The 12,292-nt window shown below is 69.4% G+C and carries 11 protein-coding genes; 8 read left to right on the top strand and 3 right to left on the bottom strand.

Translation table 11 applies throughout. The annotated features are described in order from the left end of the window. The first annotated feature begins 9 nt into the window (after positions 1-9). The 4 genes from QMG86_RS20765 (at position 10) to QMG86_RS20750 (ending at position 4,459) form a co-directional block, all read left to right on the top strand. Entirely contained in the window at positions 10-1,089 is a 1,080-nt protein-coding gene (locus QMG86_RS20765) for a pseudouridine synthase (protein WP_281874254.1), read from the top strand. Between the two features lie 35 nt (positions 1,090-1,124). Then, positions 1,125-1,832, top strand: coding sequence for a (d)CMP kinase (gene cmk, locus QMG86_RS20760; protein WP_281881045.1), 708 nt, complete (start codon positions 1,125-1,127; stop codon positions 1,830-1,832). Continuing rightward, complete coding sequence (gene der / locus QMG86_RS20755; protein WP_281874252.1) at positions 1,829-3,247, top strand: ribosome biogenesis GTPase Der; 1,419 nt, start codon at positions 1,829-1,831, stop codon at positions 3,245-3,247. The genes cmk and der overlap by 4 nt, the downstream gene beginning before the upstream one ends. 453 nt (positions 3,248-3,700) lie before the next feature. Next, the gene (locus QMG86_RS20750; RefSeq protein WP_281874250.1) at positions 3,701-4,459 is read left to right on the top strand and encodes an acyl-[acyl-carrier-protein] thioesterase; all 759 of its coding nucleotides are present in this window, start codon (positions 3,701-3,703) and stop codon (positions 4,457-4,459) included. Here QMG86_RS20750 and QMG86_RS20745 read toward each other — a convergent pair. Continuing rightward, positions 4,456-5,943, bottom strand: a complete 1,488-nt coding sequence (locus tag QMG86_RS20745; protein ID WP_434086115.1) for a mannitol dehydrogenase family protein — start codon at positions 5,941-5,943, stop codon at positions 4,456-4,458. The genes QMG86_RS20750 and QMG86_RS20745 overlap by 4 nt on opposite strands. Positions 5,944-6,384: 441 nt before the next feature. Between QMG86_RS20745 and QMG86_RS20740 the strand changes: the two genes are divergently transcribed. Genes QMG86_RS20740 through QMG86_RS20730 form a run of 3 tightly spaced genes read left to right on the top strand, consistent with a single transcriptional unit; the run spans position 6,385 to position 8,127 of the window. Continuing rightward, positions 6,385-6,864, top strand: coding sequence for a Dps family protein (locus QMG86_RS20740; RefSeq protein WP_281874248.1), 480 nt, complete (start codon positions 6,385-6,387; stop codon positions 6,862-6,864). Then, complete coding sequence (locus tag QMG86_RS20735) at positions 6,864-7,298, top strand: ATP-binding protein (protein WP_281874246.1); 435 nt, start codon at positions 6,864-6,866, stop codon at positions 7,296-7,298. Before QMG86_RS20740 ends, QMG86_RS20735 begins: the two co-directional genes overlap by 1 nt. Further along, entirely contained in the window at positions 7,288-8,127 is an 840-nt protein-coding gene (locus QMG86_RS20730; RefSeq protein ID WP_281874243.1) for an RNA polymerase sigma factor SigF, read from the top strand. Before QMG86_RS20735 ends, QMG86_RS20730 begins: the two co-directional genes overlap by 11 nt. 6 nt (positions 8,128-8,133) lie before the next feature. On the opposite strand, the gene QMG86_RS20725 is transcribed toward QMG86_RS20730, so the two are convergent. Further along, a complete protein-coding gene (locus QMG86_RS20725) occupies positions 8,134-8,367 on the bottom strand; it encodes a hypothetical protein (protein WP_281874241.1) in 234 nt (77 codons plus the stop codon). Positions 8,368-8,660: 293 nt separating this feature from the next. Here QMG86_RS20725 and QMG86_RS20720 point away from each other — a divergent pair, with 293 nt between their 5' ends. Then, a complete protein-coding gene (locus tag QMG86_RS20720) occupies positions 8,661-10,772 on the top strand; it encodes an AMP-binding protein (RefSeq protein ID WP_434085630.1) in 2,112 nt (703 codons plus the stop codon). A gap of 51 nt (positions 10,773-10,823) precedes the next feature. Here the strand turns inward: QMG86_RS20720 and QMG86_RS20715 are convergent, their stop codons facing one another. Continuing rightward, complete coding sequence (locus QMG86_RS20715) at positions 10,824-12,188, bottom strand: WS/DGAT/MGAT family O-acyltransferase (protein ID WP_281874239.1); 1,365 nt, start codon at positions 12,186-12,188, stop codon at positions 10,824-10,826. Positions 12,189-12,292 lie beyond the last annotated feature (104 nt).

Here is a 12,292-nt window from a genome sequence, read left to right as displayed (position 1 = left end):
CAGGACATCATGAATACGCCCGCTCGCCGAGATGGCACACCGGATCGTAGGAAACGCGGCGCCCAGCCCGAACGGGGCGGGGCCGGCCACAGCTCGAATTCGCGCGACGCGCGTTCGGCCCAGCGGGGGGTAACCGCCCGTGGCGCCCAGCAGGGTGGTGCGGGCCGGGGACTGGCGCAGCGCGGATCGGGGCAGGCTCCCAATCCGCAGCGGCACACGGCCGCGGCCGGTAAGAAGAAGCCCAAGCCGCAGCGCCAGGCCGTGCAGCCGCCGCTGCTGAGCAATGCCAAGCCCGCGCGCCACCAGAACGTCGAGGTCACCGAGTCCGGTGGCCACACCAAGCTCCCATGGGGCGAGGGAGAGCGGTTGCAGAAGGTCCTCGCCAAGGCGGGCGTCGCGTCGCGCCGGGCCGCCGAGGAGATGATCGCGCAGGGCCGCGTCGAGGTCGACGGCATGATCGTGCGCGAGCAGGGCCTGCGGATCGACCCGCAGCACGCCGTGGTGCGCGTCGACGGCACCCGCGTGATGGTGCGCGAGGAACTCGTGCACGTCGCGCTGAACAAGCCCAAGGGCTGGCAGTCCACCATGTCCGACGATCTGGGGCGCCCCTGCGTCGGCGACATCGTGGCGGAGCGGGTCGCCGCGGGGCAGCGCCTCTTCCATGTCGGAAGGCTGGACGCGGACACCGAGGGCCTGCTGCTGCTCACCAATGACGGCGATCTGGCGCACCGGCTCATGCATCCGTCCTTCGAGGTCTCGAAGACCTATCTGGCGACGGTGCAGGGCGAGGTGAACAATCGCGCGGTCGCCAAGCGGTTGCGGGAAGGCGTCGAGCTGGAGGACGGCCCCGCCAAGGTCGACCGCTTCCAGGTGCTCGAACTGGGGGAGGGACGTTCCCTGGTGAAGGTGGTGTTGCACGAGGGGCGCAAGCACATCGTGCGGCGCCTGCTCGACGCGGTGGGCCATCCGGTCGTCCGGCTGGTGCGTACCCATATCGGTCCGGTCGCGCTGGGCGACCAACGGCCCGGCACCCTGCGGGTGCTCGGCCGCGATGAAATCGGCAAACTCTACGAGGCGGTGTCGTTGTGAACGGTGTGGAGATCCCGGTGCAGGCGCCGGCGCGGATGGCCGGTACGAGCCCGCTGGTGGTCGCCATGGACGGGCCGTCGGGCACCGGCAAGTCGAGCGTGTCGCGGCGGCTTGCCACCCGGCTCGGCGCCCGGTACCTCGACACCGGCGCCATGTACCGCGTGGCGACGCTGCGCGTGCTGCGCGCGGGCATCGAGCTGACCGACACCGCCGCCATCGCCGCCGCGGTCAAGGAGCTGCCGCTGTCGATCGGCACCGATCCCAGCCGCGAGGTGATCGAACTCGACGGCGAGGACGTGCGGTCGGAGATTCGCGGTGACGCCGTCACCAAGGCCGTTTCGGCGGTCTCCGCGGTGCCGGAGGTGCGCGAGCTGTTGGTCGCCATGCAGCGCGACATCACGGCGGCCGCGGGGCGCATCGTGGTGGAGGGCCGCGACATCGGCACCGTCGTGCTGCCCGCCGCGGACGCCAAGATCTACCTGACCGCCTCCGCCGAGGCGCGGGCCCACCGGCGCAATCAGCAGAACATCGCCGAGGGCCGGGGCGACGACTACGCGGGCGTGCTCGCCGACGTGCAGCGCCGCGACACCCTCGACTCGACCCGCAAGGTGTCCCCGCTGCGCCCGGCCGAGGACGCGGTGGACGTCGACACCAGCGAACTGTCCATGGACGAGGTCATCGACGAGCTGTATCGCGTTGTGGCGGAGCAGGTCTCGGCGTACCGGGCCGGAGGTGACCGATGAACGAGGACGTGCTGGCAGGCGATGGCGTCTGGAGCGACGAGGCCGACTGGGAGCTGGCCGAGCTCGAGGGCGAATTCGAGGACGCACACCACGTCGCGATGCCGACGCTCGCGGTGGTCGGGCGCCCGAACGTGGGCAAATCGACGCTGGTGAACCGGATCCTCGGCCGCCGTGAGGCGGTCGTGGAGGACATTCCCGGCGTGACCCGCGACCGCGTGTCCTACGAGGCGAACTGGGCAGGCCGCCGATTCCTGGTCCAGGACACCGGCGGCTGGGAGCCCGACGCCAAGGGGTTGCAGCAATCGGTGGCCCGCCAAGCCGAGCTGGCCATGCAGACCGCCGACGCGATCCTGCTCGTGGTCGACGCCGTCGTGGGCGCCACCGCCACCGACGAGGCGGCGGTGCGGAAACTGCGCCGTTCCGCGGTCCCGGTCATCCTGGTCGCGAACAAGGTCGACGACCAGCGGGTGGAAGCGGAAGCGGCGGCGCTGTGGTCGCTCGGGTTGGGTGAGCCGCGCATGGTCAGCGCCGCGCACGGCCGCGGCACCGGCGACCTGCTCGACGACGTGCTCGAGGTGCTGCCCGAGACGCCGCGCGAGGGGACCGGCGGTGCGGGCCCACGCCGGGTGGCGCTGGTCGGCAAGCCGAACGTCGGCAAGTCGAGCCTGCTGAACAAGCTGGCCGGCGACGAGCGCTCCGTGGTGCACGATGTCGCGGGCACCACGGTGGATCCGGTCGACTCCCTCGTCGAACTGGGCGGCAAGGTCTGGAAATTCATCGACACCGCGGGGCTGCGCCGCAAGGTCGCCAACGCCAGCGGCACCGAGTTCTACGCCTCGCTGCGCACCAAGTCCGCGCTGGAGGCCTCGGAGGTGGCGATCATGCTGATCGACGCCTCGCAGCCGATCACCGAACAGGACCTGCGGGTGATCAGCATGGTCGCCGATTCCGGGCGGGCGCTGGTGCTGGCGTTCAACAAGTGGGACCTGGTCGACGAGGATCGCCGCCTGCAGCTGGAGCGTGAGGTCGACCGCGAGCTGATGCGGGTGCCGTGGGCGCAGCGGGTGAACATCTCCGCGCAGACCGGTCGCGCGGTGCAGAAGCTGGTGCCCGCCATGGAGACCGCGCTCGAGTCCTGGGACAAGCGCATTTCGACGGGCAGGCTCAACACCTGGCTGAAGGAAGTGATCGCCGCGACCCCGCCGCCGATGCGCGGCGGCAGGCTGCCCCGCGTGCTGTTCGCCACCCAGGCGACCACCCGGCCGCCGACGTTCGTGCTGTTCACCACCGGCTTCCTGGAAGCGGGCTACCGGCGCTTCCTGGAGCGCAGGTTGCGCGAGGAGTTCGGGTTCGCGGGTTCGCCGGTCCGCATTTCGGTGCGTGTGCGAGAGAAGCGGGATCGGTCGAGGAAGTAGGCGGTCACCCGAGACCGGAGGCGGCCCCGCGGCCGGCGTCGGCACGGGTGTGCGCTCGAAGGCGCGCACATCCTGTCGCGGCCGTAGGCGGGGCCCCATTGGCGCGGCCCCCCCACCTGCTGCGCCTCGCGAGGTCCTCGGCCCCGTCGTCCGGCCGCTGAAGCCGATGGATCTCGTCGCTCGGACAGGTTGCGATCCGGCCACTCGGGGCGGGGGACGGTCAGGCTGCCCCGTTCCTGGATCCGGCACGCGCACTCGCCGACGGGCGGCGCCCACGGGACCCCGCAGCGTACACGACGTGATTGCCATCCGATCACGAGCTAACTGCTGGCGATTCGCTTTCGGTGCGGCATGTTCCATGAAATTTACTAATAAAACCGCCCATCTTCTCGTATAGATGACGATATGCGCGTACTCGTCGCCGGAGTGGCAAATAGCTGGCATCATCCGGTCATGGTCATTCCCAGCGTGCTGCCGGAACCGCCGGCCGTCCTCACTCCCTTCAAGACGGGATGGCCCGTGCGTCTCGCCGACACCGACCGCGACCAGCGCCTGCGACTCGACGGCGTCGCGCGCTACCTCCAGGACGTCGGTTACGACCATCTCGACGTCTTGGCGGACGGCGATATCCACCGGTTGTGGGTGATCCGCCGGACAGTGATCGACGCCCTCAAACCACTCGCGTTCGGTGAGTGGGCGACGCTGCGGCGCTGGCCCTCGGCCACGTCCACCCGGTGGTGCGCGATGCGGGTGCAGATCTCCGGCAGCGCGGGCGGCCTCGTGGAGACCGAGAGCTTCCTCATCCACTTCGGCACGGAGTCGGGCGTGCCGACAAGGATGAGCGACCGGTTCCTCGCGCCCATGCTGGCGTGCACCACCGAGCATCGGCTCCGTTGGAAGGCCGAGCTCACCGAGCCCATGCCGGCGGCAGGTGAACCCGGCGTGCAGATCCGGCCCTTCCCGCTGCGGGTCACCGATATCGACCTGCTCGACCATATGAACAACGCCGTCTACCTCACCGCGCTCGAAGAGGTACTCGCCGATCACGCCGAACTGAAATCCGGGCCGCACCGCGTGGTCGTCGAATACGGGAAGCCGGTGCGGTCCGGCGAGAACGTCGAGCTCGTCGCGCGACGCGGGGAATCGAGCCTGGACGTGTGGTTCGCGGTCGGCGCGGATTGCCGCGCGGTCGCCCGCGTCACTCCTCGTTAGCGGGCCAGCTCCGCCACGGTGGCGTGCGCTCCCCTGGTGCGCAGGCTGTGCAGAGCGGCCGAGTACGCGGCCACGAACCGAGGGTGCTCGATCAGGTCGCCGAACAGCGAGCGCTCACCGAGAAAGGCGGCGGGTTCCTCGCGCTCCCGCCGGGCGAGGGGAATCAGCCGGTCACGCAGCCGGTCCACGATCTCGATCGGTTCGCCGTGCTCGTCGACGCCCTCGGCGTAGCGAGCCCAGCTCGCGACGACCGCCGCCGCGCACTCGATGTCGCCGCCGGAGGCGAGCTGGGCCCGGACCACCGGCAGCAGCCACTTCGGAATCCGGTCGGAGGATTCCGCGCACAGCCGGGCGATGGTGTCGCCGATCGCGGGGTTGGCGAACCGGTCGAGCAGCGTCCGCTTGTAGTCGTACAGGTCGACTCCGGGCACCGCACGCAGCGTCGGCGTCGCCTCGGTGTCCATATAGCGCAGCAAGAAGCGCCGGAAGGCCGGGTCCCGCGCGGCTTCGTGGACCAGCCGGTAGCCACTCAGATAGCCGAAGTAGCACAGCGCTTGATGGCTCGCGTTCAGCAACCGGAGTTTCATCAGTTCGTACGGGGTGACATCGTCGACGACCTGCACTCCGACTTCCTCGAGGGCCGGTCGGCCGAGTCCGAACGAATCCTCCAGCACCCACTGGACGAACGGTTCGGTCACTACCGGCCACTGATCGGTGAGGCCGTAGCGACGCTCGATCTCGCCGGTCGCTGCGGCGGGGGTCACCGGCGTGATCCGGTCCACCATCGAATTCGGGAAGCACACCTGCTCGGCCACCCAGGATCCGAGTCCGGGATCGCGCAGCCCGGCGAACGTGCCGAACATCCGCCGCGCGACGTTCCCGTTGCCCTCGATGTTGTCGCACGACAGCACGGTGAACGGCGCGACGCCGCGGGATCGGCGCCGGGTCAGCGCTTCGGTGACGAGCCCGAAAACCGTCACCGGCGGCCCGGTCCCGGCGAGATCGGCGCGGATGCCGGGATCATCGGCGTCGAACTCCCCGGTGGCGGCGGCGATGTGGTAGCCACCCTCGGTGATGGTGAGCGAGACGATCCGGGTGGCGGGGTCGGCGAGTTTCGTGACGACGGCCTCCGGATCGTCCGGCGCGTACCGGTACTCGATGAGGGAGCCGATCGTGCGTGTGGTCCACGTGCCGTCCGGCTCGACCGTCGACAGCGTGTACAAGCCGTCCTGGGCCCGTAGCACATCGCGCATCCGGCGATCACCGGGCAGGACGCCGACCCCGCAGATACCCCAGTCCTGCCCGAGCCCGCGTTCGAGCAAGCGGTCCACGTACATCGCCTGGTGGGCTCGATGGAACCCCCCGACTCCGAAATGCACTATGCCCGTCGAGATCCGGGATCGGTCGTAACTCGGTGTCGAGACGCGACCGGCGAATCCCGCCATCGTCGCTGCCCGTAAGGGCGTCGCCGTCCGCTCCGGCATCACGCACCTCCCCGTGTTGTGTGTATCACACCATAGTGCAGCGACGGTCCCGGGCCGGGCGGCGCGGCCTCGGTGCGTCGAGCTGTCCGAGCCGGTCGCCCGGTTGCGGATCAGCACCGTGGTGCGGCGATGGCATTGCCGCCTCCGGACGGACCCGAACGGTCCGCACACACAGAAGCGGGGCGGGTGCGAATTCGGTCATGTCGTCGCCGATCGCCACCGTGTCGCGTCGCTCCGCTCGGCCGACCGCGTGGTGCCCGGCATCGGTCCTACCAGCCTGTTCGCGCCCCCGCTCCGCTTGGACGAGTCGAGCAGCAGGGCCGCGCCATGAGCCGGGGCGCCCGCCCCGTTTTCCCGGCCCGGCACTCTACCGGAAGGTTTAGCGCGGCACGACTGGGTAGACCGTCGATGACCCGGATCGACGGCAGAAAGGTGCAAACCATGTCCCAACCCATCACCAGTACGTTGGACCCGGAACAGCAGCGCATCGCGGGCGAGACTCTGCAGGCGACGGTGGTCGACCTGATCGACCTGTCGCTGATCGCGAAGCAGGCGCACTGGAACGTGGTCGGCTCCAACTTCCGGTCGGTGCACCTGGCGTTGGACGAATTGGTGACCGCGGCGCGGGAGTTCACCGACGCGGCCGCGGAACGCGCCACCGCCGTCGGCGTCAGCCCGGACGGGCGCGCCGCGACCGTGGCCAAGGATTCCGGCGCGCTGGGCATCGGCGAGGGCTGGCAGCAGGACACCGACATCATCGACACGATCGTCGGCAACCTCGCCGCCGTGATCAAGCGACTACGTGAGCGGATCGCGGCGACCGAGAAGGCCGATCCGGTGACCCAGGATCTGTTCCTGGCGATCGCGGCCCGGCTGGAGCAGTTGCACTGGATGTGGCAAGCGCAGCTCGCCACGGTCTGATGCGGCTGATCACGTGCGCGTTCGGCGCGCCCGCCACCGAGACCACCACGGTCGCGGTGCGGATCCCCGCCGACGCGCGGCACCTTGCCTTGATCCGCGCGCTGAGCGACACCGTCTGCCTGGTCGCCGAGGTGCCGCTGGACGCGGCCGCGGATATCCGCCTGGCGATGAACGAGGCGGCCACCATGCTCATCGCGGGCGCCGTTCCCGGCTCGACGCTCGGCTGCGCGTTCACCTACGGTCTGGGCCGGATGAGCGTGCGCGTCGACGCCGTGGCCGTGGCCGAGGTCGAAAGCGACCCGTTGAGCTGGGAATTGGTCCGCATGCTCACCAGTTCCCGGTCGATTTCCCGTGACCCTTTTGATTCCGATCTCGGCGGGTACCCGACCGTTATCGAATTCAGTTGGGAACGAGGACCATTTGATGACACGTGAGTTCACGACCGACGGAAATGCCACGGCGAGCCGTACCCGCGCGGGCGATAGTTACGACAACATCGAGCCGTGGTTCGAGAAGATGGCCGCGATGGAGGAGGGCGATCCGCACCGCGCGGCGCTGCGCGAGGAGGTGATGCGGCGCTGTCTTCCGCTTGCCGAGCACATCGCCCGCAAGTTCTCCGGTCGCGGTGAGGCATACGAGGACCTGCTGCAGATCGCGCGGGTCGGGCTGGTACTCGCGGTGGATCGGTTCGACGTCTCGCGCGGCAGTTCCTTCCTCGGGTTCGCGGTTCCCACGATCATGGGCGAGGTGCGCAGGCACTTCCGGGACAACACGTGGTCGTTGCGAGTGCCGCGCCGCCTCAAGGAGATTCAGTTGCGCGTCGGCCCCGCCACCGAAGCGCTGTCGCACCGCCTCGGCCGGATGCCGACGGCCAGGGAGATCGCCGAAGAGTTGGACGTCGAACTGGGTGAGGTCACCCAAGCGCTCATCGCGAGCAACGCCTATCAGACCAACTCGCTGGACACCGGCGGCCGAGAGGACGCCGAGGGCGCGCCGCAGTCGCTCGCCGACACGCTCGGCGCCGAGGAACCGTGCTACAACCTGCTGGAGCAGGCGATGGCGGTGCGTCCCCTGATCGCCGAGCTGCCGCCGCGCGATCGGCAGGTGCTGATCATGCGCTTCTACGAGTCCCGGACCCAGAGCCAGATCGCCGAGCAGCTGGGCGTCTCCCAGATGCAGGTCTCGCGCATCCTCGCCCGGATTCTGGGCAACCTGCGCGAGCGCGCGCTCGGCTCCGACGAACTCGCGTCGAGCGCCGCCTGAGGCGGTCTAGGTGCGCGGTCGCGCGGCCGACTCGGTCATCGGCGTGGCGGAGACCTCGCCCGTCCAGCCGCACGGCAGGGCGCAACTGGCGATGACCTTGGTCTCCATATCGCCGTTGTCGTAACGCACCGTGGTGGTGGCCGCGTAAGCGGGATAGCCACACGCTCGGCATTTGCCGAAGAAATCGAGGATTTCCTCGGCGCGGGAGTGCGCGATTCGTCGTGCGGGCTTGTCGTCCATAACCTCTCCAGCCAGCGTGCGGTCCTGCCGAGCAGGCGTCTGCGACGTTAGGAGCGGCGGTCGGCGGACGGCGGGCGTTTACGTGATCGTTGGGCTGATTCACAGGCGCGGCGCGCGTGCTTTGGGCCGGTTCCCAGGCGCAGGTGAATGCTGGGCAATCGCAGCGTATTTCCTGCGTATCGCTGGTAGTGGCGACGAGCCGGGGGCTACTTGACCTTATCTGTGACTGACGTTACAAAGGAGCTACCCGCCGACCCGAAGTTCTTCGAACCGGCCGACGAGAAGTGCACAAGTTGGTTACCGATGTCATCGATGTGGTCGCCGAGTTCGCGATCGCCCGCAAGACCATCTGGGATCTGCTGCTCGAACCGCAGACGTATCCGCGCATGTTCACCGGTATCGGTGCGTGCGAGCAGATCCAATCGGCCGATGGCACCGTCGTCTGGCAGATGCGCGTCGGCACCTACCGGTCCGGCATCCGCACCCACCAGATCCGGCTGAGCGTGGGCCGGTGGTACGAGAGTTTCGAGATGCAGTACGCCGCGCTGGGCAGTTTCGCGTCGGTGCGGCTGCACGGCGACGAGGAGCGCACCAAGGTCACGGTCACCTATTTCGCGCCGAGCCGGGTGCACCCGCGCGTGGCCGAGTTGTCCAACGTGGCGATCGCGGACTGGACCAAGAGCGGGCTGAAGCGGGTGGCCGACGTCGCGAAAGGCGCGCGCACGTCCTTGGTCGTCAACGGCGAGGATTCGCCGATCCGGCGCAACGCGGGCGTCGCGCGGCAGATGGTGGCCACCGGTGTCGTGCTGCCGGTTCGTCTCGATCGCAGCTTCAAACAGCTGCGCTCGCTGGCGAAGTGGGGGTTCAATCTGGCGGGCGGGTACGCGGCGGGAGCGGCGTCCACGCCAGAGCGCATCGCCGTCATCGACGATCGCGGCACCCGTACCTTCGCCGACATGCACGAGCGGACCAACGCGCTGGCCGGCGCGATGGCGGCGCACGATCTCGGTCCGGGTGACGCCATCGGCCTGCTGGCGCGCAATCACGCGGCCATGGTCGAATGCATGGTCGCCGCGGGCAAATTGGGCGTGGACGTGGCGCTGCTCAATTCCGGGCTCGCGGGCCGCACCATCGAGGAGATCGTCCAGCGCGACCGGTTGTCGGCGCTGTTCGTCGACGGTGACCTGGAGGAGTTGGTGCGCTATCTGCACGCCGACATCCCGCGATACAACACCGACGAACGCCCCCCGGTGCCGGACCGGACGACCGTGAACCAACTCGTCGCCGAGGGGCACACGACCTTCCGCACGCCTGCCCAGCCGGGCCGGCTCATCGTGCTCACCTCGGGCACCAGCGGGACGCCGAAGGGGGCGCGCAGGCCGCATCCGAAGGGCTTCGGGTCCATCGCGGCCTTGCTGTCGCGCATCCCGATGCAGATGGACGAGACCATGCTGATCCCCGCGCCGCTCTTCCACACCTGGGGGCTGGCCGGATTGCAACTGAGCACCGCGCTGCGCGCGACCGTGGTGCTCGCGGAACGCTTCGACGCGGAAGACTGCCTGCGCCGCATCGCCGAGCACAAGGTCAACACGGTGATCGTGGTGCCGACCATGGTGCAGCGCATCCTGGATCTGCCCGCGCACGTGCGCGGCCGCTACGACACCTCCAGCCTGCGGCACATGATCAGCTGTGGTGCGCCGCTGGCCGGCGCGACCGTCGAGCGTTTCATGGACGCCTACGGCGACGTCCTCTACAACGTCTACGGCTCCACCGAGGTCTCGTGGGCGACGATCGCCACCCCCGAGGACCTGCACACCTCCCCGACCACGGCGGGACGCCCGCCACTGGGCACCAAGGTCGCCGTACTCGGACCGGATCATCGCAGGCTGCCGATCGGGGCCACCGGTCACATCTTCGTCGGCAATCACATGCTGTTCGACGGTTACGTCAACTCCGCGCCGCCGGACGAGGCATACGGCATGCTCGACACCGGCGATCTGGGTTATCTCGACGCCGCGGGGCGGCTGTTCATCGCCGGGCGCGACGACGAGATGATCATCTCCGGCGGCGAGAACGTCTTCCCCCGTCCCGTCGAAGAGGCGCTCGCGCATTTGCCGCAGGTCAGCGACGTCGCGGTGGTGGGTGTGCCGGACCACGAGTTCGGTCAGCGGCTGGTGGCGTTCGTGGTGAAAAGGGAAGGGGCGGGGCTGGATTCGGATATGGTCCGCACCTACATCCGCAACCGGTTGAGCCGCTTCTCGGTCCCGCGGGACGTCACCTTCCTGTCGGCGTTGCCCCGCGGCGACACGGGCAAGATCCTCAAGCGTCTGCTCGCCGGTCCCGGCGCGGCCACACCGGAGCTGCCGCCGTCGATCAACGGGCTGGGGACGGCGAGTTCGTCCTGACCCCGCCTGCTGGGCGCGACGAGGTCTCGGCACAACGGCGGCGTCCGGCGATCAGTAGACGGTGTCCTCCAGATCGGTCAGCGCGGATTCCAAGTGATCGAGCAGCCTGGCCACATCGGGCACGCTGCGGCGGCAGGCGACGATGCCGATGTCCAGGCTGTCGGCGCTGCTGGTGAGGGTGATGTTCACCGCCTGGCCGTCGAGCGGGATCGACAGCGGATAGCTGGCGGCGACGCGGGCGCCGTTCCAGTACTGGGGTTCGCGCGGCCCCGGGATATTGGAGATGACGATGTTGAACGGCGGGCTGGTCAGCGCGACCGTGGCGGGCAGCAGCAGCGACAACGCGAGCGGACTCAACGTCAGCGCCGAGAGCGACACCGCCTGTACGGGCGAGAGCGCCCGGTAGATCTCCTTGCTGCGATGCATCGAGGAGCTGATCGCGGCCAGCCGCGCGGCCGGGTCGGGCAGGTCGGTGGCGAGATTGCACAGCAGCGCCGCGACGGCGTTGCCCCCGCTCGCGCCGTCGTCGGATTCCGGACGCAGGGAGACCGGCACCATGGCGATCAGCGGCTTGTCCGGCAACGCGACGTGTTCGAGCAGATAGGTGCGCAGCGCACCGGCCGACATGGCCAGCACCACGTCGTTGAGCGTGGTGCCGGTCATCTTCTTGACTTGCCGGATCCGGTCCAGCGGCCAGGAGCGGGCGGCGCACCGGCGGGCCCCGCCGATCGGGACGTTGAACATGGTGCGCGGCGCGGCGAAGGGCAGTGTCAATTGCTGTTCGAGCAGTGCGGTACGGGCGAGGCGCAGCACGGAAGGCGCCGAGCCCGCCGCGGCGAGCAGCGCACGCGCCCGGGTGCCGAGCGTGTGCTTGCGCGGTTCGTGCTCACGGCGCCCGGTCGACGGCGGAAGATGCCAGGGCACCAGCGCCTCGCCGGACTCGGGGTCGGTGGTGAGCGTTCGCTGCAGCAGCCGTTGCGCGCCGACGCCGTCGATGAGCGCGTGGTGCATCTTCGCGTACAAGGCGACCCGGTCGCCGGCGAGCCCTTCGATCAGATGTGCTTCCCACAGCGGCCGGTGCCGGTCGAGCAGGGTGCTGTGCAGCCCTGCGGTCACCTCGGTCAGGGCGTCCAAGCCCCCCGACTCCGGCAGCGCCCAGCGCTGGACGTGGTAATCGAGCTCGACGGCGCTGTCCACCGTCCAGGCCAGCTGCGGAGTGCCGAACAACCGGGCCGGGCGCTTGCGGAACATGGGGTGGAAGTTCTGGTCGGCCGCCAGCGTCGCGTACGCGCGCCGGGCGAACTCGGGCCCGGTGCCGTCCGCGGGGTCGAAGATCGACAGCGAACCGACGTGCATCGGATGCTCGCGTGATTCCGCGACGAGGAACAGGGCGTCCACCGGCGAGATGAATTCCATGGGCAGTTCCCTCCTGGCGACGCTCGACTCCGCCACGGTCTGGTTCAGGACGTGGGGGAAGGTCGGCGACGGGCGGCCGGACTGCTCATGGCGCGGGATGCCGC

It is taken from the genome of Nocardia sputorum, assembly GCF_027924405.1.
Classification (GTDB): domain Bacteria; phylum Actinomycetota; class Actinomycetes; order Mycobacteriales; family Mycobacteriaceae; genus Nocardia; species Nocardia sputorum.
The sequence above is the reverse complement of the archived record's forward strand: the minus strand, read 5'-3'. Positions and strand labels throughout refer to the sequence as shown.

Coding starts and splice junctions, on each gene's coding strand:
- QMG86_RS20765 (WP_281874254.1), top strand. CDS start 10: ATGAATACGCCCGCTCGCCGAGATGGCACACCGGATCGTAGGAAACGC.
- cmk (WP_281881045.1), top strand. CDS start 1,125: ATGGCCGGTACGAGCCCGCTGGTGGTCGCCATGGACGGGCCGTCGGGC.
- der (WP_281874252.1), top strand. CDS start 1,829: ATGAACGAGGACGTGCTGGCAGGCGATGGCGTCTGGAGCGACGAGGCC.
- QMG86_RS20750 (WP_281874250.1), top strand. CDS start 3,701: ATGGTCATTCCCAGCGTGCTGCCGGAACCGCCGGCCGTCCTCACTCCC.
- QMG86_RS20745 (WP_434086115.1), bottom strand. CDS start 5,943: ATGCCGGAGCGGACGGCGACGCCCTTACGGGCAGCGACGATGGCGGGA.
- QMG86_RS20740 (WP_281874248.1), top strand. CDS start 6,385: ATGTCCCAACCCATCACCAGTACGTTGGACCCGGAACAGCAGCGCATC.
- QMG86_RS20735 (WP_281874246.1), top strand. CDS start 6,864: ATGCGGCTGATCACGTGCGCGTTCGGCGCGCCCGCCACCGAGACCACC.
- QMG86_RS20730 (WP_281874243.1), top strand. CDS start 7,288: ATGACACGTGAGTTCACGACCGACGGAAATGCCACGGCGAGCCGTACC.
- QMG86_RS20725 (WP_281874241.1), bottom strand. CDS start 8,367: ATGGACGACAAGCCCGCACGACGAATCGCGCACTCCCGCGCCGAGGAA.
- QMG86_RS20715 (WP_281874239.1), bottom strand. CDS start 12,188: ATGGAATTCATCTCGCCGGTGGACGCCCTGTTCCTCGTCGCGGAATCA.